This is a genomic window from Micromonospora purpureochromogenes (genome assembly GCF_900091515.1).
GTDB lineage: Bacteria > Actinomycetota > Actinomycetes > Mycobacteriales > Micromonosporaceae > Micromonospora > Micromonospora purpureochromogenes.
The window spans coordinates 6371479-6391768 of sequence record NZ_LT607410.1 but is presented as its reverse complement, the minus strand read 5'-3'; the positions used below and the strand labels follow the sequence as shown (position 1 = coordinate 6391768).

The 20290-nt window shown below is 72.8% G+C and carries 19 protein-coding genes; 13 read left to right on the top strand and 6 right to left on the bottom strand.

What is annotated here, in order from left to right; all coding sequences use genetic code 11:
- The first annotated feature begins 26 nt into the window (after positions 1-26).
- The 7 genes from GA0074696_RS29105 (at position 27) to GA0074696_RS29075 (ending at position 8540) form a co-directional block, all read left to right on the top strand.
- Complete coding sequence (locus tag GA0074696_RS29105; protein ID WP_088964043.1) at positions 27-1094, top strand: BMP family lipoprotein; 1068 nt, start codon at positions 27-29, stop codon at positions 1092-1094.
- A 195-nt stretch (positions 1095-1289) separates the two neighbouring features.
- Positions 1290-2915, top strand: a complete 1626-nt coding sequence (locus GA0074696_RS29100; RefSeq protein WP_088964042.1) for an ABC transporter ATP-binding protein — start codon at positions 1290-1292, stop codon at positions 2913-2915.
- The gene (locus GA0074696_RS29095; protein ID WP_088964041.1) at positions 2912-4243 is read left to right on the top strand and encodes an ABC transporter permease; all 1332 of its coding nucleotides are present in this window, start codon (positions 2912-2914) and stop codon (positions 4241-4243) included. The genes GA0074696_RS29100 and GA0074696_RS29095 overlap by 4 nt, the downstream gene beginning before the upstream one ends.
- Before the next feature lie 3 nt (positions 4244-4246).
- Positions 4247-5527, top strand: a complete 1281-nt coding sequence (locus tag GA0074696_RS29090) for an ABC transporter permease (RefSeq protein ID WP_088964040.1) — start codon at positions 4247-4249, stop codon at positions 5525-5527.
- A gap of 150 nt (positions 5528-5677) precedes the next feature.
- Positions 5678-6388: a cytidine deaminase gene (locus tag GA0074696_RS29085; protein ID WP_088964039.1), complete on the top strand. Its 711-nt coding sequence runs from the start codon at positions 5678-5680 to the stop codon at positions 6386-6388.
- A 56-nt stretch (positions 6389-6444) separates the two neighbouring features.
- On the top strand, positions 6445-7725 hold the full coding sequence (locus GA0074696_RS29080) for a thymidine phosphorylase (protein ID WP_088964038.1): 1281 nt from the start codon (positions 6445-6447) through the stop codon (positions 7723-7725).
- Between the two features lie 134 nt (positions 7726-7859).
- A complete protein-coding gene (locus tag GA0074696_RS29075; RefSeq protein ID WP_088964037.1) occupies positions 7860-8540 on the top strand; it encodes a DUF4272 domain-containing protein in 681 nt (226 codons plus the stop codon).
- Positions 8541-8547: 7 nt separating this feature from the next.
- Here the strand turns inward: GA0074696_RS29075 and GA0074696_RS29070 are convergent, their stop codons facing one another.
- Both GA0074696_RS29070 and GA0074696_RS29065 read right to left on the bottom strand, forming a co-directional pair.
- Entirely contained in the window at positions 8548-9432 is an 885-nt protein-coding gene (locus GA0074696_RS29070; RefSeq protein WP_088964036.1) for a putative RNA methyltransferase, read from the bottom strand.
- Between the two features lie 48 nt (positions 9433-9480).
- Entirely contained in the window at positions 9481-9984 is a 504-nt protein-coding gene (locus GA0074696_RS29065) for a MarR family winged helix-turn-helix transcriptional regulator (RefSeq protein ID WP_088964035.1), read from the bottom strand.
- 58 nt (positions 9985-10042) lie between these two features.
- Between GA0074696_RS29065 and GA0074696_RS29060 the strand changes: the two genes are divergently transcribed.
- On the top strand, positions 10043-10456 hold the full coding sequence (locus GA0074696_RS29060; protein ID WP_088964034.1) for a PPOX class F420-dependent oxidoreductase: 414 nt from the start codon (positions 10043-10045) through the stop codon (positions 10454-10456).
- Positions 10457-10511: 55 nt separating this feature from the next.
- Here the strand turns inward: GA0074696_RS29060 and GA0074696_RS29055 are convergent, their stop codons facing one another.
- Both GA0074696_RS29055 and GA0074696_RS29050 read right to left on the bottom strand, forming a co-directional pair.
- Positions 10512-11162, bottom strand: a complete 651-nt coding sequence (locus GA0074696_RS29055) for a hypothetical protein (RefSeq protein WP_088964033.1) — start codon at positions 11160-11162, stop codon at positions 10512-10514.
- A complete protein-coding gene (locus tag GA0074696_RS29050) occupies positions 11095-11727 on the bottom strand; it encodes an RNA polymerase sigma factor (RefSeq protein ID WP_088964032.1) in 633 nt (210 codons plus the stop codon). Before GA0074696_RS29050 ends, GA0074696_RS29055 begins: the two co-directional genes overlap by 68 nt.
- A gap of 110 nt (positions 11728-11837) precedes the next feature.
- On the opposite strand from GA0074696_RS29050, the gene GA0074696_RS29045 reads away from it, so the two are divergent.
- Complete coding sequence (locus GA0074696_RS29045; protein WP_088964031.1) at positions 11838-12914, top strand: adenosine deaminase; 1077 nt, start codon at positions 11838-11840, stop codon at positions 12912-12914.
- Here the strand turns inward: GA0074696_RS29045 and GA0074696_RS29040 are convergent, their stop codons facing one another.
- Positions 12915-13517 (bottom strand): uridine kinase family protein, encoded by a 603-nt coding sequence (locus GA0074696_RS29040; RefSeq protein WP_088964030.1) that lies wholly within the window; start codon positions 13515-13517, stop codon positions 12915-12917.
- Between the two features lie 192 nt (positions 13518-13709).
- Between GA0074696_RS29040 and GA0074696_RS29035 the strand changes: the two genes are divergently transcribed.
- The 4 genes from GA0074696_RS29035 to GA0074696_RS29020 all read left to right on the top strand — a co-directional run bounded on the left by GA0074696_RS29035 (position 13710) and on the right by GA0074696_RS29020 (position 18776).
- Complete coding sequence (locus GA0074696_RS29035; RefSeq protein WP_088964029.1) at positions 13710-17300, top strand: sensor histidine kinase; 3591 nt, start codon at positions 13710-13712, stop codon at positions 17298-17300.
- Entirely contained in the window at positions 17297-17701 is a 405-nt protein-coding gene (locus GA0074696_RS29030; RefSeq protein WP_088964028.1) for a roadblock/LC7 domain-containing protein, read from the top strand. The genes GA0074696_RS29035 and GA0074696_RS29030 overlap by 4 nt, the downstream gene beginning before the upstream one ends.
- 102 nt (positions 17702-17803) lie before the next feature.
- Entirely contained in the window at positions 17804-18181 is a 378-nt protein-coding gene (locus GA0074696_RS29025) for a DUF742 domain-containing protein (protein WP_088964879.1), read from the top strand.
- A 1-nt stretch (position 18182) separates the two neighbouring features.
- Positions 18183-18776, top strand: a complete 594-nt coding sequence (locus GA0074696_RS29020) for a GTP-binding protein (protein ID WP_088964027.1) — start codon at positions 18183-18185, stop codon at positions 18774-18776.
- Positions 18777-19006: 230 nt separating this feature from the next.
- Here the strand turns inward: GA0074696_RS29020 and GA0074696_RS29015 are convergent, their stop codons facing one another.
- Positions 19007-20233 carry an ABC transporter substrate-binding protein gene (locus GA0074696_RS29015; RefSeq protein ID WP_088964026.1) on the bottom strand — a complete coding sequence of 409 codons (1227 nt, stop codon included), beginning with the start codon at positions 20231-20233 and terminating at the stop codon, positions 19007-19009.
- Between the last annotated feature and the right edge of the window lie 57 nt (positions 20234-20290).

Below are 20290 nucleotides of genomic sequence, written 5' to 3'. Positions count from 1 at the left end.
GAGACGTCTTGCGCTCTGTGCGTGGGATGCGGATCGCCTCCGCGATCGCGGCGGGTGGGCTCGTGCTGGGCGCCGCCGCGTGTGGTGAGGCCCCCGAGGACGACAACAACGCCGGTAACGGCGCCAAGAAGTACAGCGCCTGCATGGTGACCGACGTCGGCGGCATCGACGACAAGTCGTTCAACACCTCCGCCTGGAAGGGTCTCCAGGAGGCCCAGAAGGCGAACAGCAACATCGACATCAAGAACGTCCAGTCGAAGGCCGAGGCCGACTACGAGGTCAACCTCAACGGCTTCGTCAACCAGAAGTGCGACTTCATCCTGGCCGTCGGTGGCCTGATGCAGGACGCCACCAAGAAGGCCGCGGCGGCGCACCCGGACCAGCAGTTCGGCATCGTCGACGCGAACCCGGGCGTGGACAACGTCTACCCGATGCAGTTCGACACCGCCCAGGCCGCCTTCCAGGCCGGCTACCTGGCCGCCGGGATGAGCAAGACTGAGAAGGTCGGCACCTACGGTGGCCTGCCGATCCCGCCGGTCACCATCTTCATGGACGGTTTCGCCGACGGCGTGGCCTACTACAACAAGGCCAAGGGCAAGAACGTCCAGGTGCTGGGCTGGGACAAGGCGGCCCAGAAGGGTTCCTTCACCAACGACTTCGTCAAGCAGGACGAGGGCAAGAAGGTCTCCGACACCCTGGTCGCCCAGGGCGCGGACATCATCATGCCGGTCGCCGGCGGCTCGGGCCTCGGCACCACCGCCGCGGCCCAGGCCTCGGGTGGCAAGTACTCGGTGGTCTGGGTCGACGTCGACGGCTGCGAGAGCACCCCGAACTGCGCCGCGCTGCTGACCACGGTCGTCAAGAACATCCCGGACGCCGTCAAGGAGGCCGTGCTCAAGGCCGCCGGTGGCGAGAAGCTGCAGTCCAAGCCGGGCTTCGTCGGCAACCTGGCCAACAACGGCGTCTCGATCGCCCCGTACCACGAGTTCGAGAGCAAGGTCCCGGCCGAGCTCAAGGCCGAGGTCGACAAGATCAAGGCGGACATCGCCGCCGGCACCATCACGGTCACCTCGAAGGCCCAGCCGACCAAGTGACCGCCTCCCCGGCCGCCCCGATGAGATCATCGGCAGCGGAGGCCGGCGGGCACCAGGCATGACGATCGGCCGCCTCGGCGTACGTGGGACACCCCGCGTGCGCCGGGGCGGCCGATCCGCTCCACCCGCGGCCGGCCCGTCGGCCGGCCGACCGGCAGCTAGGCTGCACCATCGCTCGCACTCCAGGAGGTTGCGCTGAGACTCGAACTGCGCGGCATCACCAAGCGGTTCGGTGATCTGGTCGCCAACGACCACATCGACCTGACGGTGGAGCCTGGAGAGATCCACGCCCTGCTCGGCGAGAACGGCGCCGGCAAGTCGACCCTGATGAACGTGCTCTACGGGCTCTACCAGCCCGACGAGGGCGAGATCCTGGTCGACGGCCAGCCGCTGAAGCTGAAGGGCCCCTCCGACGCGATCGCGGCCGGAATCGGCATGGTGCACCAGCACTTCATGCTGGTGCCGGTCTTCACGGTCGCCGAGAACATCATGCTCGGCGCCGAGCAGGTCAGGGGCGGCATCGCCGGCTTCCTGGACCGCCGGCGGGCCCGCCGCGAGGTGGCCGAGGTCTCCGAGCGGTACAACCTGCGGGTCGACCCGGACGCGGTGATCGAGGACCTGCCGGTCGGCATCCAGCAGCGGGTCGAGATCGTCAAGGCGCTCACCCGCGACGTCGACCTGCTCATTCTGGACGAGCCGACCGCGGTGCTCACCCCGCAGGAGACCGAGGAACTGCTCACGGTCATGCGGTCGCTCAAGGCCGCCGGCAAGTCGATCGTCTTCATCACCCACAAGCTCGGCGAGGTCAAGGCCATCGCCGACCGGATCACCGTGATCCGGCGCGGGAAGACCGTCGGCACCGCCTCCCCGGAGGCGAGCCGGGACGAACTGGCCGCGCTGATGGTGGGGCGCAGCGTCCGGCTCACCGTGGACAAGAAGCGGGCCACCCCCGGCAAGCCGATGCTCCAGGTCTCCGGCCTGGTGGTCGACGACGACCGGCGGATCCGCGCGGTCGACGGCGTCGACCTGACCGTCCACGCCGGCGAGGTGCTCGGCGTGGCGGGCGTGCAGGGCAACGGCCAGACCGAGCTGATCGAGGCGATCATGGGCCTGCGCCCGGCGCTCGCCGGCACGGTCACCCTCGACGGCCAGGCGATGCACGGCTGGTCCACCAAGAAGGTGCTGCGCGCCGGCGTCGGCTACGTCCCCGAGGACCGCAGCGTCGACGGCCTGGTCAAGGAGTTCTCCGTCGCGGAGAACCTGGTCCTGGACATCTACGACCGGCCGCCGTTCGGCAAGGGCCTGTCGCTCAAGCCGGACGCCATCGCGAAGTCGGCGAAGGAGCGGATCGAGCAGTTCGACGTCCGTACCTCCTCGGCCGACGCCGCCGTAGGCACCCTCTCCGGCGGCAACCAGCAGAAGGTGATCGTGGCCCGGGAGCTGTCCCGGCCGCTGAAGCTCTTCATCGCCGCCCAGCCCACCCGCGGCGTCGACGTCGGCTCCATCGAGTTCATCCACAGCCGGGTGATCCGCGAGCGGGACGTCGGCACCGCCGTCATGGTCGTCTCCAGCGAGCTGGACGAGGTGATCGGGCTGGCCGACCGGATCGCGGTGATGTACCGCGGCCGGATCATCGGCATCGTCGGGCCGGACACCCCCCGCGAGGAGATCGGCCTGCTGATGGCCGGCATCACCCCGGACGCGGCCGCCCCGGGCGGGGCGACCCCCGACGGCGAAGCGACCCCCGGCACCCCGGCCGCGAGCGGCGGCACGACGGCGGCTCCGGCCCCCGAGGGCCCTGGTAGCGAGGAAAAGGCATGACCAACCCCAACCCCGGCTCGGGCTCCCCGGACAAGGAGCCGGCGACCGAGGTGAACACGGCGGCGCATGTGGCCGGCGACACCAACCGGGCCGCCGCGATGACCGCCCCGAAGGGCCCGGAGCCGGCGCCCCGGCCCTCGCTGGGCCGGCTGTTCCTGGAGAACCTCTGGGCTGCCAACACCGTCATGGTCACCGTGCTGGCGCTGGTGCTGGCCATGGTGATCGGCGCGATCCTGATCATCGTGTCGGATCCGGAGGTGCTGGCCACCTACAGCTACATCACCGCCCGCCCGGCCGACGCGCTGAACGCCAGCTGGACCGTGGTCAGCGAGGCGTACGCGAACCTGTTCAAGGGCGCCGTCCTCGACCCGGACGCGGTCGGCTTCTCCGCCGCGCTCGGGCCGATCTCGGAGACGCTCACCTACACCGCGCCGCTGGCCTTCACCGGCCTGTCGGTGGCGCTGGCCTTCCGCGGCGGCCTGTTCAACATCGGCGCCCAGGGCCAGGCGACGATGGGCGTCATCCTGGCGGCGGTCGCCGGCTTCGCGCTGCCGCTGCCGCCGGTGGTGCACCTGCTCGTCGCGTTGATCGCCGGTGCCGCCGGTGGTGCGATCTGGGGCTTCATCCCCGGCATCCTCAAGGCGCGGACCGGCGCGCACGAGGTGATCAACACGATCATGCTCAACTACGTCGCGGTCTACTTCCTGTCCTGGGTCATCGTGCAGAACGGCGTGCAGAACCCGGACCGGTCGGACGCGATCAGCAAGCCGGTCGACTCCTCCGCACAGCTGCCCCGGCTGCTCGGCTCCGACCTGCGGGTGCACGCCGGCATCCTGCTGGCGGTCCTCGTCACCTGGTTCGTGGCCTGGCTGCTCAACCGCTCCACGCTCGGCTTCGAGCTGCGGGCCGTCGGCGCCAACCCGGACGCCGCGCGGACCGCCGGCATCAGCGTCACCCGGACGTACGTGCTGATCATGGTGATCTCCGGCCTGCTCGCCGGCCTCGGCGGCAGCCAGATGGTGCTGGGTTCGACGGCGAACGCGTTGACGCCGCTGGTGGTCGCGCAGATCGGCTTCGACGGCATCCTGGTGGCGCTGCTCGGCCGGGTGAAACCGTGGGGTGTGCTGCTGGCGGCGCTGCTCTTCGGCGCCCTCCAGGCCGGCGGCAACCGGATGCAGTCGTACTCGGGGATCTCGCTGGAGCTGGTCACCGTGCTCCAGGCGCTGATCGTCATCTTCATCGCCGCACCGGCCCTGGTGAAGGCGATCTTCCAGCTCCGGGCCGCCCGCGCCGCCCGGTTGCAGACGAGCCTGGCGAAGGGCTGGTAAGGCATGTCCACCATGGCTGTCCCCGACGTCGCCGTCGCAGAGGTCGACCAGGGCTTCTGGACCCGCAACCGCAAGATCGGCGCGGTCCTGCTGGCGCTGGGTGTGCTCGCCGCGGTGCTCTTCGGGGCGCTCGCCACCGGCCAGCAGGCCCGCTTCACCCTCAGCGAGACCGAGGGTGGCGCGGCACTGGAGATCAACGGCACCGTCGGCGCGATCCTCTTCGGGATCATCGCCGCCGCCGCCGGAGCGGCCCTGCTGGCCGGCACCCCGAAGCGCTGGTTCACCCTGGTGCTCGGCGTCGGGCTGGTCGCCTTCGTGCTGAGCTTCCTGTGCTGGCAGGTCTCCGCCGCCCCCGAGGGGCGCAATTTCATGCCGCTGGTCAACATCGTCCGGGGCACGTTCATCCTGGCCCTGCCGCTGATCTTCGGCGCGCTGGCCGGAGTGCTCTGCGAGCGCACCGGCGTGGTGAACGTGGCCATCGAGGGGCAGCTGCTGATGGGCGCCTTCAGCGGCGCGCTCTTCGGCAGCATCTCCGGCAACGTCTGGGTCGGCCTGGTCGCCGCCGCGATCGGCGGCGCGTTCATCTCGCTGCTGCTGGCCGTCTTCGCGATCCGCTACCTGGTCGACCAGGTGGTCATGGGCATCGTGCTGAACCTGCTGGCGGTCGGCGTCACCGGCTTCCTCTACGAGCGGCTGATGCAGACCCAGGCGGAGAAGTACAACAGCGCGCCGCGCTTCTCCAACTGGGAGATCCCGCTGCTCAAGGACATCCCGCTGCTCGGCCCGGCGCTGTTTCGCGGCAACATCTTCCTCTACCTGGGCCTGCTGCTGGTGCTGGTCATCCACATCGCGCTGTTCCGCACCCGGTGGGGCCTGCGGACCCGCTCGGTGGGTGAACACCCGACCGCGGCGGACACCCTCGGCGTCAAGGTGCTGGGGCTGCGCTACCGCAACGTGCTGATGGCCGGCATGGTCGCCGGGATCGGTGGCGCCTCGTACACGCTGGCGCTCTACTCGTTCACCAAGAACATGATCGGCGGTAAGGGCTTCATCGCCCTGGCCGCGCTGATCTTCGGCCGGTGGAGCCCGACCGGTGCGCTGCTCGCCGCGCTCTTCTTCGGCTTCGCCGACCAGCTCGGCACGTACCTGGGCGCGATCGGCAGCAGCATCCCCAGCCAGTTCCTGGCGATGCTGCCGTACCTCGCGACGATCCTGGCGGTGGCCGGCCTGGTCGGCCGGGTCCGGGCGCCCGCGGCGGACGGGAAGCCGTACATCAAGGGCTGAGCCTTCGGCAGCAGCCAGATCCGTGCCCGGTGGGGGATGCCCCGCCGGGCACGGTCGTTTCCGGGCCGGGGCGGGTGCGGGCGGGTGTCGGCGGACACCAGGGGTACCCCTTCCCGCGCCGGACCAGGGTGACTTGGGCAGAATGGTGGGATGACCGAGATCGACTGGGAGCGGCTGCGGGCCGCCGCCACCGAGGTGATGCGGCACGCGTACGTGCCGTACTCGAAGTTCCCGGTCGGGGCGGCCGCCCTGGTCGACGACGGCCGGGTGGTGACCGGCTGCAACGTGGAGAACGCCGCGTACGGCGTCACGCTCTGCGCCGAGTGCGGGGTGGTCTCCGCCCTGCACGCCAGCGGCGGTGGCCGGCTCGTCGCGATGTCCTGCGTCGACGCCACCGGCGAGCCGCTGATGCCGTGCGGCCGCTGCCGGCAGCTGCTCTGGGAGAACGGCGGGCCGGAGTGCCTGGTCGAGTCCAAGGGCCGGCCGCTGCGGATGGCGGAGCTGCTGCCGCACGCCTTCGACGTGGCCGACATCGAGGCGGTGACCGGGGAGCAGCCGGTCCCCGTGGTACCGGAGCGGCTGGCCGCCTGGCGGGGGCGGGGCACCGTCTTCGTGCACCCCGACATGTCCGCCGGGCAGCAGGTCTGGACGGCGTACTGGGAGCGGTCGGCTGGGGACGCCGAGGGCGCCGAGACCGGGGTGCTGGAGGAGGGCCCGAGCTGGGACGAGCCCGCCGAGGCGATCACCTGGGGGCACGCCCGGACGCCCCGGGTGGTGGTGGTCGACGCGAGCGGCACCATCTTCTGGGCCGGCGAGGGCGAACCGCCGATGGAGATCCCCACCCGCTGGCCCGCGGGCTGAACCCTGCGCGGCGTACCGCCGATCAGCAGAACCAGGACAAGCAGAGGAACTCGACGATGAGTGCGTTCACGGCGGTCGACGTCATCCGTACCAAGCGGGACGGGGGAGTGCTCAGCGACGCCCAGATCGACTGGGTGGTCGACGCGTACACCCGGGGGCTGGTCGCGGACGAGCAGATGGCGGCGCTGGCCATGGCGATCCTGCTGCGCGGGATGACCCCGCCGGAGATCGCCCGGTGGACCGCCGCGATGATCGCCAGCGGCGAGCGGCTGGACCTCTCGCCGGTGTCCCGGCCGACCGTGGACAAGCACTCCACCGGCGGCGTCGGTGACAAGATCACCCTGCCGCTCACCCCGCTGGTCGCGGCCTGCGGCGGCGCGGTGCCGCAGCTGTCCGGGCGCGGCCTGGGGCACACCGGCGGCACGCTGGACAAGCTGGAGTCGATCCCCGGCTGGCGGGCGGCGCTGAGCAACGACGAGTTCATCTCCCAGCTGCGCGAGGTCGGCGCGGTGATCTGCGCGGCCGGCGAGGGGCTGGCCCCGGCCGACCGCAAGCTGTACGCGCTGCGCGACGTCACCGGCACCGTCGAGGCGATCCCGCTGATCGCCAGCTCGATCATGAGCAAGAAGATCGCCGAGGGCACCGGCGCGCTGGTGCTCGATGTCAAGGTCGGTTCCGGCGCGTTCATGAAGTCCGCCGACGACGCGCGGGAACTGGCCCGGACCATGGTGGAGCTGGGCGGCGCGCACGGCGTGCGGACCGTCGCCCTGCTCACCGACATGTCCACCCCGCTCGGCCTGGCCGTCGGCAACGCGGTCGAGGTGACCGAGTCGGTGGAGGTGCTGGCCGGGGGCGGCCCGGCCGACGTGGTGGAGCTGACCCTGGCGCTGGCCCGGGAGATGCTGGACGCGGCCGGCCTGCCGGACGCCGACCCGGCCGCCGCGCTGCGCGACGGGCGGGCGATGGACGCCTGGCGCAGGATGATCCGCGCTCAGGGCGGCGACCCGGACGCGCCGATGCCGACCGCCAACGAGGTCGAGGTGGTCCGCGCCCAGGCCGACGGCTTCGTCGAGTCCGTCGACGCGTACGCGATCGGGGTGGCCGCCTGGCGGCTCGGCGCCGGGCGGGCCCGCAAGGAGGACCCGGTCAGCGTCGCCGCGGGCGTCGTCCTGCACAAGCGACCCGGCGACCCGGTCCGGGCCGGCGACCCGCTCTACGAGCTCCGCGCCGACCAGGCCACCCGGATCCCCGCGGCGCGGGCCGAGGCCGAGCTGGCGGTCCGCCTGGCGCCCACCGCGCCGACCCCGTCGTCGCTGGTCATCGAGCGGATCGGCTGAACGGCCGACCGCCCGCGACCGGTCGGCCGGTGGGGGAACCTCGGCGTGGTGCCGACCCGCCACGGGCGCTATTCTCCCAGCCCAGGGGGAGAGGTCGGCGGTGACGCCGGCGCGAGCAGACAGGGACTTCGACCGTGTTGGTACCCGCCCCCGATCCCCGGGAAATCCGCGAGGCGAGCCTGGACGAGCTGTCCCGGTTGCGTCTGCCGTTGCCGCCCCCCCAGTTTCCGCTGGTGTGGGAGCCGGGCGACGAGATCGAGTTGCGTCCCACCGGGGAGATCGAGGCGCGGATCGCGGTCCTGCACGTGATCCTGGCCCGCTGCTTCGGGATGCCGCCGCAGGCGGCGATGAGCTGGCTGCTCGACTCGCACCTGGTCGAGATGGTCACCCCGCCCGAGTGGCAGTTCGTGATGGGCGGCAGGGGCGACCACCGCTCGTTCGTGCTGCACCACGACGCGCTCTTCTCGCTGGCCTGGGTGCTCGGCCTGAGCAAGCAGCTCGACCCGACCATCCCGGTCGACGAGCGGTTGGTGGAGCGGATGCCGCACCTGGTCGGCGGGGAGACGTTCGGCCAGTGGCGGGCCCGGATCCTGGCCGCGCCGCAGCACCCGGCCGACGCCGCCGCCCTGCTGGATCTGCACTACTGCCTGGACTGGGCGTACCTGGAGGCGGAGAAGCGCGGTCAGCCGCTGCCGGGGCTGGTCGACGCCAACGCGATCGGCCAGCGGCGCTGGGCGCTGGAGTGGGCGGTGATGCTGCGCGGGCCGTACCACGACGAGCCGCCGGGCTGGGAAGAGGTCGACCTCTCCACCTGAGCCGGGGTCAGCGCGGGCGCCAGACGGTGAGCCGGACGGCGGCGGTGACCGCGACCGGCTCCGGCAGCGCGGCGATCCGGGCGGCGAGCCGTTGCGGGTCGGTGTGCCAGGCGCTGGGGCCCATCCCGACCAGGGTCGCCACCTCGGCCCGGCTCAGCCGTAGCCGGGCGGTGTGCGCGGCGCCGCGCTCCTCGGTGAAGTGACCGGCCAGGCTGTCGGCGACCCGGTCCGCCTTGGCCGGGTCCACCCGCAGCAGGTCGAGCGCGTCGACCAGCTCGGCGAGGTGCGCGTCGGTCGGGGTGGCCACCAGCAGCGCCCCGGCCGGGTCGAGGACCCGGTGGAACTCCGCGCCGTTGCGCGGGGCGAAGACGTTCAGCAGCACGGCGGTCGAGGCGTCGGTCAGCGGCAGCCGCTGCCAGGTGTCGGCCAGCGCCGCCGCGGCCCTCGGGTGGGCCCGGGCCGCGCGGCGCAGCGCCGGCTTGGAGACGTCCAGGGCCAGACCCACGGCGTCGGGCAGCGCCGCCAGCACCGCGGCGAGGTGCCGGCCGGTCCCTGCCCCGGCGTCCACCACCAGCGGGTACGCCCCGACGCCCGGCTCGCCGTCCGTCCGCCGGCCGGCGCTCATCGGGCCGACGACCCGGGTGGCCGCCTCGGCCAGCGCGGCGGAGATGACGTCGTAGTGCCCGGCGGCCAGGAAGTCCGTCCGGGCGGCGACCATGTCGGCGGTGTCGCCGACGTGCGGGGCGCGGCCGGTGAGCAGGTTGACGTACCCCTGCCGGGCGATGTCGAAGCTGTGCCGGCGCGGGCAGCGCAGCGCGCGGGTGTCGGGGGCCGGGGTCAGCGGTTCGGCGCAGACCGGGCAGCGCAGCCGGGCCAGCACGGCCGGGGGCATCCCGGCCCTTGGCTGCTCGGGCGGGTGCGGCGCGGTCACCCGGTGAGCCTACGTGAGCGGTTCGGGGTCCCGGCCGGACGCGGACCGGGCGTTGCCGGTCCCGGCCAGCCGGTCGACGACCCGGTGGGCGAGCCGGTCGAGCGCGGCCAGCTCGTCCGGCTCCAGCAGGTCGATCAGGTGCCGGCGGACGGCGGCGACGTGGCCGGGGGCGGCGGCCTCGATCGCCCGTCGGCCCTCGGCGGTGAGCACCACCACCGAGCCACGGCCGTCGGTGGCGCACTCCTCGCGGGTGACCAGCCCGCGCTGCTGCATCCGGCTCAGGTGGTGGGAGAGGCGGCTGCGCGACCAGAGCATCCGGTCGGCCAGCTCGCCCAGCCGCAGCCGCCCGTCCGGCGCCTCGGAGAGGTCGGAGAGCACGTCGTAGTCGGGCTCGGACAGCCCGGCGTCGCGCATCAGGTCGCGGGCCAGCTGGAGGTCGAGCAGCCGGCGCATCCGGCGGTAGCCGCGCCAGGCGCGGTCCTCGCGGTCGTCCAGCCAGCGGGGTGCGTCCATGGCGGCCAGCCTAGCCGGATGGTTGACACGTCACCTACATCGCCCCTAGGTTGATGACATGTCAACCAGATTGTGGGAGCTCTTCGGTGAGCGGGGTCGCGGCGTGCTGGTGACGCTGCGCCGCGACGGCCGGCCCCAGCTGTCCAACCTCGACTACCTCGCCGAGCCGGGCCTGATCCGCTGCTCGACCGTCGGCGACCGCGCCAAGGCGCGCAACCTGCGCCGCGACCCCCGGGCCAGCTTCCACGTCACCACTCCCGACGGCGGCGCGTACGCCGTGGCCGAGGGGATCGCCACCCTCACCCCGCCCGCCGCGACCGAGGACGACGCCACCGTCGAGGAGTTGGTCGAGGTCTACCGCCGGATCCGGGGCGAGCACCCCGACTGGGCGGAGTACCGGGCCGCCATGGTCGCCGACGGTCGCCTGGTGATCCGACTGGCCGTCGAGCGGGTCTACGGCTGGCGACCCTGAGCCGGACCACGGTCGCGCTTCGTGTCGCTTCCGTGGGCCCGGTCGACCAGCCCGGTCAGCGGGGGCCGCTCCCGCTCGGTGCCGGCTCGTCGAACGACCGGTCCGCCCCGGCGACCACACAGCCGGGCCCGGGCAGCCGATAGAACGCCCAGCCCGAGAGATAGCTGCCGTTCACCTCCTGCTGGCGCAGATGCACCGCGAGCATCAGCCCCGCCGGGATCCGGTCCGGATGGATCACCAGCAGCCCGGCCTCGGGTCTGGTCAAGGTCACGGCGGCGTCCGGCCCGAGCATGACGGAGGGGTCCGATCGCACCTGGGCGCCCCGGTCCCCGGGCGGGCAGGCCGCCTCCGGCCGGGTCTTGACCAGCGTCGCCCGGGCGCCGATCCGGCGCAGCTCGTCGTTGACCCGCGTCGGGTCGGCGGCGTCGGCCACGGTCACCGTGACGGTGCCGTCGGAGCCCGACGCGCTCGCCGACGGCGGCGCCGCCGTCCCCTGGAGCGCCTGGGGTCGGCCGGCGACCACCGCCGCCGTCCCGGCCGCCGCCAGTGTGGCCAGCCCGACGGCCACGACGGCGAGGCGACGCCGTGCCGGGGTCATCGATCGCCGGCGCGCCGGGGCGATCTCCCGCAGCAGCGCGTCACGGCGTACGCGGATCCGTTCGGCGGGCAGGTGCGGCAGGTCCGGGCGGAGCGGGCTGTGGTCCATCGGGTCGGTCCTCCATCGCGAGGTCGGCGAGCACGCCGGTGCGTAGCTGACGGTGCGCCCGGGCCAGGCGGGACTTGACGGTGCCCAGCGGGATGCCGAGCGTGACGGCGGCCTCGGCCTGGGTCTGTCCGAGCCAGACGCAGGCCTCCACCACCTCCCGGTCCCGGCGGGCGAGCCCGGCGAGGTGGCGGTGCACGGCGGCGACCCGTCGCTCGGCGTCCACCCGCTCGACGACCGCGTCGGCGTGGTCGGCGGCGGGCTCGGGCGGCGGCACCCGGTCCAGCGCGGCCCGGTGCCGCCGCAGCGACCGGTGGTGGTTGCGGCTGACGCCCAGCGCGATGCCGTAGAGCCAGGGCAGGACGCTCGCGCCGTACGGCACCATCGCCCGTCTTCGCCGCCAGGCCTCCAGGAACACCACCGAGACCAGGTCCTCCGCGGCCGACCACGCCCCCGTACGCCGCAGGCAGTAGCCGAACACCGCGTCCGCGTGCCGCTCGAAGAGCGTGCCGAAGGCCGTGGTGTCACCGTCGAGGCTCCGGGCCCAGAGCTCTCGGTCGTCAGTCATGTCGCCCTCCCTGCCCCTGTCATGTCCGTACGGGGTGGTGCGGTTCACGGCGGCGCGCCGGCCCGGCGGTCCCGTCCCGGGGCCGGTCGGGGGCTGACTAGGGTCTGAGCATGGTCGCAATCCGATACGAGGACATCGTCAAGGTCCCCAAGGCGCTGCTGCACGATCATCTCGACGGCGGCCTGCGGCCGGTGACGGTCGTCGAGCTCGCCGCCGAGGTCGGTCACGAGCTGCCCACCACCGACCCGGAGGCGCTCGGCCGCTGGTTCGTCGAGGCGGCGAACTCGGGTTCGCTGGAGCGCTACCTGGAAACCTTCGCGCACACCGTCGCCGTCATGCAGACCGCGCCGGCGCTGCGCCGGGTGGCCCGGGAGTGCGCGCTCGACCTGGCCGCCGACGGGGTGGTCTACGCCGAGGTGCGGTTCGCCCCGGAGCAGCACCTGGAGCAGCACCTCACCCTGGACGAGGTGGTCGAGGCGGTGGTGGCCGGCTTCGTCGAGGGCAGCGAGCAGGCCGCCGCGGCCGGCACGCCGATCCGGATCGGCACCCTGCTGACCGCGATGCGGCACGCCGCGCGCTCCCAGGAGATCGCCGAGCTGGCGGTGCGGCACCGGGACGCCGGGGTGGTCGGCTTCGACATCGCCGGCGCCGAGGCGGGTTTCCCGCCCACCCGCCACCTGGACGCCTTCGAATACCTGCAGCGGGAGAACTTCCACTTCACCATCCACGCCGGCGAGGCGTTCGGGCTGCCCTCGATCTGGCAGGCCATCCAGTGGTGCGGCGCGGACCGGCTCGGGCACGGGGTACGGATCGTCGACGACATCACCTCCGGGCCGCCGCCGGTGCTCGGTCGGCTGGCCGCGTACGTGCGGGACAAGCGCATCCCGCTGGAGCTGTGCCCGTCGTCGAACGTGCAGACCGGTGCCGCGGCGTCGATCGCCGACCACCCGATCGGGCTGCTGCGCGACCTGCGGTTCCGGGTCACGGTCAACACCGACAACCGGCTGATGAGCGGCACCTCGATGTCCCGGGAGATGGCGCTGCTGGTGGACGCCTTCGGCTACGGCTGGAAGGAGCTCCAGTGGTTCACCATCAACGCCATGAAGAGCGCCTTCATCCCGTTCGACGAGCGGCTGCGGATCATCGACGAGGTGATCAAGCCGGCGTACGCGAAGCTGCTGGCCTGATCAGTGGTGCGGGTGGCTGGCGACCAGGCCGGCCACCTGCCGCAGCACGTCGCGCGCGCGGGCGGCCTCGGCGCCCAGCCCGGTCTGCCGGCGCAGCACCGCCGGCTCGGCGCGCAGCAGCGCCACTCCGCGCCGCAGCAGGACCTTCGGTGCCTTGCGCTGCTCGGCGAGGTCGCGGGTCAGCCGCCGGACGAAGGTCGTGCCGCGCGGGCGTCGCAGCGCGTACGCCCCGGCCAGCAGCCCCCGGCGGCGGCACTCCTCGACGATCTCGGCGGCGAAGATCCCTTCGGCGACGAAAAGTGGCGATCCGGCCACCTCGAACGGCCGGGTGGACACCCGCCGGTCGGCACCGATCGCATAAACCGGCACTTCGGCCTTGCCCTCCTGGGCCAGTCGGGCAATTGTTTCCACGGCCGTCCCGGCATCCCACGAGTCGGGCGAGTCCCAGTCCACCTGTCCGTTCTGGCGCGGCAACGTAGGGTCATCGCCGTCCTTGTAGAAGTCGTCCAGGCAGAGCACCGGAAGTCCGGTTCGATGGGCTATATACGACTTTCCGGAGCCGGAGGGGCCAGCCAGCAGGACAACGCGGTGACGATATTCCATTACGTTCGGTAACTCCGGCCAGACGGATTGCTATCAAATTGCATCAACATCTCATCACACCTTCGGCGACCGCCAACCTGGGCTTTCTCTTTCAGGGGCGGCGTGATGGAATCTCGGGGGTCCGACCCGCCGGGTCGGTCGCTGGGCGTTGCCCGTGGCAACGCGGGACGCTGCAATCGCGAGGGCGGTGACGTGAGCAAACGGCCGAAGACGGCGGGCTCCTTCCTGTCGCGGCTACGCCGGCCGGCCGGCCGGCTCCGCGACATGCCGATCTGGTCCAAGCTCGGTCTCATCATGATCGTGCCGACCATCGCCACGGTCGTCGTGGGCACCAGTGGTCTGGTGGACCACCTGCAGACGCTCAACAATGCCAACCGGGCGGGCGACCTGGCCAACCTGGTCGAGTACTCGGGTGACCTGGTCAACAGCCTCCAGGACGAGCGCACCTCCGCCGTGCTGCTGCTGGGAGCCCCCAAGGGCCAGCCCCGGGACCAGTACCAGGAGGCGTACAACCGGGTCAACCAGCGGGTCGACCAGGCCAAGGCGCCGTACTCGCAGCAGCGGCTGGAGATCGATGATCTCCCGGCCAGCCTCGAGACGCTGCTGGACCGGATCGACCAGAATCTGAGCGACCTGCCCGGCACCCGGAGCCAGGTCTACAACGGCAAGCTCCGGCTCAGCGACGCGGTCGGGTCGTACCAGGGCCTGATCGACCAGCTGATCAGCGTCCGCGACTCGACCACCCAGCTCGCCGGCGACAACGACCTGAGCGACCGGATGCGGGCCGCCGCGGCCGTCGCGCGGGAAAAGGAGTTCCTGTCGCTGCGCCGCGTGGCGGGGCATCGGGTGCTCCTGCAGAAGGCGTACATCGCGCCGCTGCGCGACGACTTCATCGCCAACACGCAGGGCGAGGAGCTGGCGCGACAGACCTTCGAGTCGGTCGCCAACCAGTCCGAGCGCGCGCTGTACAAGCAGACCGTCGCCGGCTCCGACCTGCGTCAGGCGCAGGCCTACAGCGGCTTTCTCAAGTCCCGCGACAGCGAGAGCATCGCCGGGGTCGAGTTCGGCACGGACCAGTGGGACGCGGCCATGGTCGCCAACGCCGCGCTGATCCGTGCCGTCGAGGTCAAGCTCGACGGCAGGGTGGTCCGGCAGGCCGACGAGCTCCGCTCCGACGTGCAGCGCCAGCTCTTACTGGAGACCGGCCTGCTGCTGAGCATGCTGTCGCTGGCGATCCTCTTCGTGTACCTGGTCGCCCGGTCGATGGCCCGCTCCCTGCGCGACCTGCGCCAGGGCGCCCTGTCCATCGCCCAGTACGGCCTGCCGCAGGCGGTGGCCCGGCTGCGCGACCCGCAGGTCAGCGGCCAGCTCTCCCCGGCGCAGCTGGCCAACCAGATCGCCGAGCCGCTGCCGGTGCGCAGCAAGGACGAGTTCGGCCAGGTGACCGAGGCGTTCAACGCGGTCCACCTGGAGGCGGTCCGCACCGCCGCCGAGCAGGCCGCGCTGCGCTCCTCCGTCGCGACGATGTTCGTCAACCTCGCCCGCCGTTCGCAGATCCTGGTCGACCGGCTGATCGGTCACCTCGACCGGCTGGAGCGCGGCGAGGAGGACCCGGACCGCCTGGCCGAGCTGTTCCAGCTCGACCACCTGGCCACCCGGATGCGCCGCAACGACGAGAACCTGCTGGTCCTCGCCGGTGCCGACTCCACCCGGGTGCAGCGCGAGCCGGCCGCCCTGATCGACGTGCTGCGCGCCGCGCAGTCCGAGGTCGAGCACTACACCCGGATCGAGTTCGGGATCATCGACCGGGACATCGAGGTGGCCGCCCACGCGGTCAACGACATGGTGCACCTCATCGCCGAGCTGTTCGACAACGCGACCGCGTTCTCGCCGCCGGACTCGCAGGTCATGGTCGAGGCGCGCCGCATCGGCGACCGGGCCACCCTCTACGTCGAGGACCGCGGCATCGGCATCAGCCGGGAGCAGCTGGGCGACCTCAACGAGCGGCTCGCCACGCCGCCCCAGGTCGACGTCGCCGTCTCCCGGATGATGGGCCTGGTCGTGGTTGCCCGGCTGGGCTCACGGCACGGCGTCAAGGTCGAGCTGCGTCCCGGCTCCGACCGCGGCACGGTCGCCGAGGTCACCATGCCCACCTCCGTGCTGGTCCCCCGGGCGCTCACCGGTCGCGGCATGCCCGCCCCGGCGCTGCCCGCGGCCACGCCCGGCCCGCAGCAGTTCGGTGCGGCCCCGACCTTCGGCGCGCTGCCCGCGTTGGGCAACGGCCCGGCGCCGACGCCGCGTACCGGCGAGTCCGGCAACCAGGTCACCCTCGGCGGTCGGGCGTTCGACCCGGCCCCGCACAACGGCTCGCCGGCCAACGCCGGCGGGGGGCGCTCCATGCCGGCCTGGTCGGACCTGACCGGTGCCAGCGCGGTCAACGGCAACGACGGCTTCACGTCCCGCTCCACCAACGGCCAGCAGATCGACCCGCTGCCGCAGCGGCGGTCCGGCGACATCGACCCGGTCACCGGCCAGCAGCCGGTGATCCCGCGGCAGCTGCCGAGCAGCCCGGAGGCCCGCCCCTACAGCGCGCCGCCGGTCCCGCCGGTGTCCGCGCCGCCGCTTCCGCCGGTCTCCGGCGCCCCTGTCTCCGGTTACCCGGTCTCCGGTTACCCGGTCTCGGCCTCGCCGTACTCGGGCCCGCCGGTGTCGGCCTCGCCGTACTCCGCTCCGCCGGCCTCGCCGTACTCGGGGCACCCGGTCTCCGCCCAGCCGTACTCGGGCCAGCCCGTGTCGGCCGCCCCGGTCTCCGCCCAGCCGGCGTCCGCGCCGCCCCGGCAGAGCCCGCCGAGCCCGGCCGCCCCGCCGGCCTGGCCGCCGGTGCCGAACCAGGAGCAGGCCGCCCCGCCGGTGCCCGAGCGGCTCGCCGCGGCGCTGGACATGACCACGGAGCTGCCCCGGGTGGCGCGCCCCGAGCCGACCCAGCAGACCGCCCAGCCGGCCACCCCGCCGGCCGTGCGGCAGCCGACCGCACAGCCCGCCGCGCCGCAGGTCCGCGCGGCGCAGCCGGCCCCGGTGAACCGGCCGCCGACTCCGCAGGAGACGGCGAACCGGCAGCGGTACGCGGACGAGACGATGGAGCTGCCGATCTTCCGGGAGCTCGAGTCGGCCTGGTTCCGTACCTCCCGCAAGCCGGGTCCGGAGGAGGCTGCCGCGGCCGCCAGGCCGGCGGCCAACGGAACCGCGACCCAGCAGATGCCCGCCGTCGACGCCGCCGGTCGCTCCGTCCCGAACACCGCACCACGGACGACAGGTAACGCACCGATGGCAAACACTCCGATGGCCGGAGGGACGCCGCGCGACAACGGCTCGGCGACCAACGGCGGCGGCCGCCCGGGTCAGGCCGAGGCTCTGCCCAACCGCCGGCCCACCGCCCCGCAGTCGGCCGGCTGGCAGACCGCGGCCGACGACGGCTGGCGTGCCGCCGTGAAGGCCTCCGATGTGCCGGTGGCGGCCACCACCGAGACCGGTCTGCCGAAGCGGACGCCGATGGCCCAGCTCGTCCCGGGCGCGGTGGAGAAGCCGACCACCTCGGTGCAGCGGCGTACGCCCGAGGCGGTGCGCGGTCTGCTGTCGGCCTACCACCGCGGCGTGCAGCGCGGGCGCAGCAACCCCTCGGACAGCAACCCCACCAGCTCGGAGGCGACTCCGGGAGGGCAGCAATCCTCGCAGTCTGGCTCCGGCCCGGCGGCCGGTAGCGGGCAGAAGGAGCAAGAAGGATGACAACTACGCAGGATCTCGGTTGGCTCCTCGCCAACTTCGCCGACCGGGTGCCCGGTGTCGCGCACGCGGTCGCTGTCTCCGCGGACGGCCTGCTCCTCGCGTCGTCACGGGACCTGCCGCGCGACCGGGCCGACCAGTTGGCCGCCATCTCCTCCGGTCTGGTCAGCCTCACCCAGGGCGCGGCCCGCTGCTTCGAGGGCGGCGCGGTGTTGCAGACCGTCGTCGAGATGGACAACGGCTTCCTGTTCCTGATGTCCATCTCCGACGGTTCCTCCTTCGCGGTGCTGGCCGCCCGCAGCAGTGACGTGGGCCAGGTCGGCTACGAGATGGCTCTGCTGGTCGACCGGGTGGGCGACGCGCTGACCCCGCAGCCCCGCACGGCCGTCGGGATGATGGGCTGACCGAGCTGACCACCGGGTCGGCACGGCAGCAACGACACGACAACAACGACGGGTTCCACCGGGCGCGAGCCGGTGCCGGGTACGAAGGAGGTGAGCGGCGACATGGCCGATCGTGACGAGCCAACCGGAGCGTTGGTCCGTCCATACGCCGTGACCCGTGGTCGTACCCGTCCCCGGCTCGACATCGCCATGGAGGCGCTCGTCGAGACGACGGTGCGCGGTCGCGCCGCTGCCAGTGGCAACGGCGGCCAGGGCCGCGAACACCAGTACATCGCCGCGCTGTGTGACGGACGCGTGCAGTCGTTGGCCGAGATCGCGGCGCGAATGCAGCTTCCGTTGGGTGTGGCCCGGGTGCTCATCGCCGACATGGCGACGGATGGCCTGGTCGCGGTCCACGAGCCGACCATCCTGGACGACTCCGACGACGCGGTGGGCACTGAACTGCTGGAGAGGGTGCTGAGTGGACTTCGCAGGCTCTGACATGTCGCACCGGCCGCCGGCCCCGAGCGGGCGCGTGACGTCGGCGAAGATCGTTATCGCCGGTGGATTCGGCGTCGGCAAGACGACCTTGGTCGGCTCGGTCTCGGAGATCACGCCGCTGACCACCGAGGCCATCATGACCTCCGCGGGCGTGGGCGTCGACGACACCCGGCAGGTGCCGGGCAAGACGACGACCACGGTGGCGATGGACTTCGGCCGGATCTCGATCGACCGGGACCTGATCCTGTACCTGTTCGGTACGCCGGGCCAGACGCGGTTCTGGTTCATGTGGGACGAGCTGGTACGCGGCGCGATCGGCGCCGTCGTCCTGGTCGACACCCGCCGGCTGGCCGACTGCTTCGCGGCGATCGACTTCTTCGAGCACCGGCGGCTGCCGTACCTGGTGGCCATCAACTGCTTCGACGGGATGCAGTACCACGACCCGCAGGACGTCCGGGACGCGCTGGCGATCTCGACGGACGTGCCGGTGGTGGCCTGCGACGCCCGGAACCGGGAGTCGACCAAGCACGTGCTGATCTCGCTGGTCGAGTACGTGCTGACCATGCGCCGCTCGCGCGCGGTCGCCCCGGCCTGACCGGCCTCGACGCGCCCGGTGGCGGCTTCGGCCGACGCCGGGCGCGTCTGCGCGTCCCCGTCCGGCCGGTGGGCTCGACGTGCCGGCGGGCAGCCTGCCTGCTGACCGGTCCCGAGTGGACGCGCCGACAGCCGTGAGCACCGTAGCCGTGCGCGCCGCAGCCCCGCGCGCCGGCGGTGCCGGTGCCCGGGGCTGCGGGTGGAAAGAGGGGGAGAGGGCTCGGCCGAGGGTCAGGAGACCCGGGTCCAGCTGCCCTGGGTGAGCTGGTAGACGCCCAGCGAGTCGCGGTCCATCCCGCCGTGCCGGATCGGCGCGAAGGCGTACCACCCGGCCATCCCCTCGGTCACCTGCGTCTGCAGGTACGCCCGCAGCCGTCCACGGTCGACGCTGCCGGCCAGTCGCGCCGCGTCGGCGATGAGCTGGAGCGCGTCGGAGGCGTACGGGGCGAAGCCGCTGAACCCGCCGTACTCGTGGATGTAGCGGAACACCAGTTCGCGTCGGGCCAGCGCGGCGGTGGTGGTACCCATCGAGGTGGAGTCCGTCAGACAGGTGGGGTGCACCGCGTACGCCCCCTCCACAGCCGCCGCGTTGCTGCCCTCCACGGTCTCCTCGGCGACCGCGGCCGCGTCGAAGAAGAGCGGACCGCGCCAGCGGGCCCGGCGCAGGGCGCGAGCGGCGCTGCCGCTGTCCGGAGCCCCCGCCCACACCACCATGCCGTCGGGGTCACCGGCCACCGCCTCCCGGGCGGCGCGGGCGGCGTCGGCGCCGGCGCGGGGCAGGCGTACGGTGCGGTCCAGCTCGACCCCGGCGGTCCGGAGCGCGGCCGCCACGGCCCGGACGCCGGAGTCGCCGTGCAGGCCGTCGGCGGCCAGCAGGGCTACCCGCTCCAGCCCCCGTGAGCTGATCAGCCGGGCCAGCCGGCGGGCGACATCCACCGCGTCCGGCGTGAGCTTGTAGATGAAGGTCCGCTGCGTCAGCGGCAGGACGATGCCGTCCCCGGGCGCCACCGAGACGAAGGGGGTCTGCAGCCGTTGAGCCACCCCGACGACCGCCATGGCGGTCTCGGTCAGCGTGGTGCCGAGCAGGGCGTGCACCCGGTCCGTGCGGATCAGGTCGGTGGTCTGCTGCGCGGCCAGCCGCGGATCGCTGCGGTTGTCCCGCACCAGCACCCGTACGCTCCGGCGCTGGTTGCCCACCTGCACCCGGTCGACGTTCAGGGCCTCCAAGGTGATCCGCAGAGCACGCTCCTGGAGAACGCCGAGGGCGGCGCCCCGGCCGGTGAGCTCCAGGCTGACCCCGATCAGCAGCTCCGGGCCGCCCGGCGAGGCACTGCCGCTTGACTCCGCCTCGTCCTGCGGCTGCCCCTGCCCGCAGGCGCTCAGCAAAAGGCTGCTGGCCGTCGCGGTGAGCACTCCCCGTCGGGTGAGCACGGAGGAGTCGATTGCCGGTGTCGCCATTGGAGTCGCCTTCCCACCCCGGCGTCACCTGCCGCCGACGGTTCCGCCGGTATGCTT

Coding starts and splice junctions, on each gene's coding strand:
- GA0074696_RS29105 (WP_088964043.1), top strand. CDS start 27: ATGCGGATCGCCTCCGCGATCGCGGCGGGTGGGCTCGTGCTGGGCGCC.
- GA0074696_RS29095 (WP_088964041.1), top strand. CDS start 2,912: ATGACCAACCCCAACCCCGGCTCGGGCTCCCCGGACAAGGAGCCGGCG.
- GA0074696_RS29090 (WP_088964040.1), top strand. CDS start 4,247: ATGTCCACCATGGCTGTCCCCGACGTCGCCGTCGCAGAGGTCGACCAG.
- GA0074696_RS29085 (WP_088964039.1), top strand. CDS start 5,678: ATGACCGAGATCGACTGGGAGCGGCTGCGGGCCGCCGCCACCGAGGTG.
- GA0074696_RS29080 (WP_088964038.1), top strand. CDS start 6,445: ATGAGTGCGTTCACGGCGGTCGACGTCATCCGTACCAAGCGGGACGGG.
- GA0074696_RS29070 (WP_088964036.1), bottom strand. CDS start 9,432: ATGCCCCCGGCCGTGCTGGCCCGGCTGCGCTGCCCGGTCTGCGCCGAA.
- GA0074696_RS29065 (WP_088964035.1), bottom strand. CDS start 9,984: ATGGACGCACCCCGCTGGCTGGACGACCGCGAGGACCGCGCCTGGCGC.
- GA0074696_RS29060 (WP_088964034.1), top strand. CDS start 10,043: ATGTCAACCAGATTGTGGGAGCTCTTCGGTGAGCGGGGTCGCGGCGTG.
- GA0074696_RS29055 (WP_088964033.1), bottom strand. CDS start 11,162: ATGGACCACAGCCCGCTCCGCCCGGACCTGCCGCACCTGCCCGCCGAA.
- GA0074696_RS29050 (WP_088964032.1), bottom strand. CDS start 11,727: ATGACTGACGACCGAGAGCTCTGGGCCCGGAGCCTCGACGGTGACACC.
- GA0074696_RS29045 (WP_088964031.1), top strand. CDS start 11,838: ATGGTCGCAATCCGATACGAGGACATCGTCAAGGTCCCCAAGGCGCTG.
- GA0074696_RS29040 (WP_088964030.1), bottom strand. CDS start 13,517: ATGGAATATCGTCACCGCGTTGTCCTGCTGGCTGGCCCCTCCGGCTCC.
- GA0074696_RS29030 (WP_088964028.1), top strand. CDS start 17,297: ATGACAACTACGCAGGATCTCGGTTGGCTCCTCGCCAACTTCGCCGAC.
- GA0074696_RS29025 (WP_088964879.1), top strand. CDS start 17,804: ATGGCCGATCGTGACGAGCCAACCGGAGCGTTGGTCCGTCCATACGCC.
- GA0074696_RS29020 (WP_088964027.1), top strand. CDS start 18,183: ATGTCGCACCGGCCGCCGGCCCCGAGCGGGCGCGTGACGTCGGCGAAG.
- GA0074696_RS29015 (WP_088964026.1), bottom strand. CDS start 20,233: ATGGCGACACCGGCAATCGACTCCTCCGTGCTCACCCGACGGGGAGTG.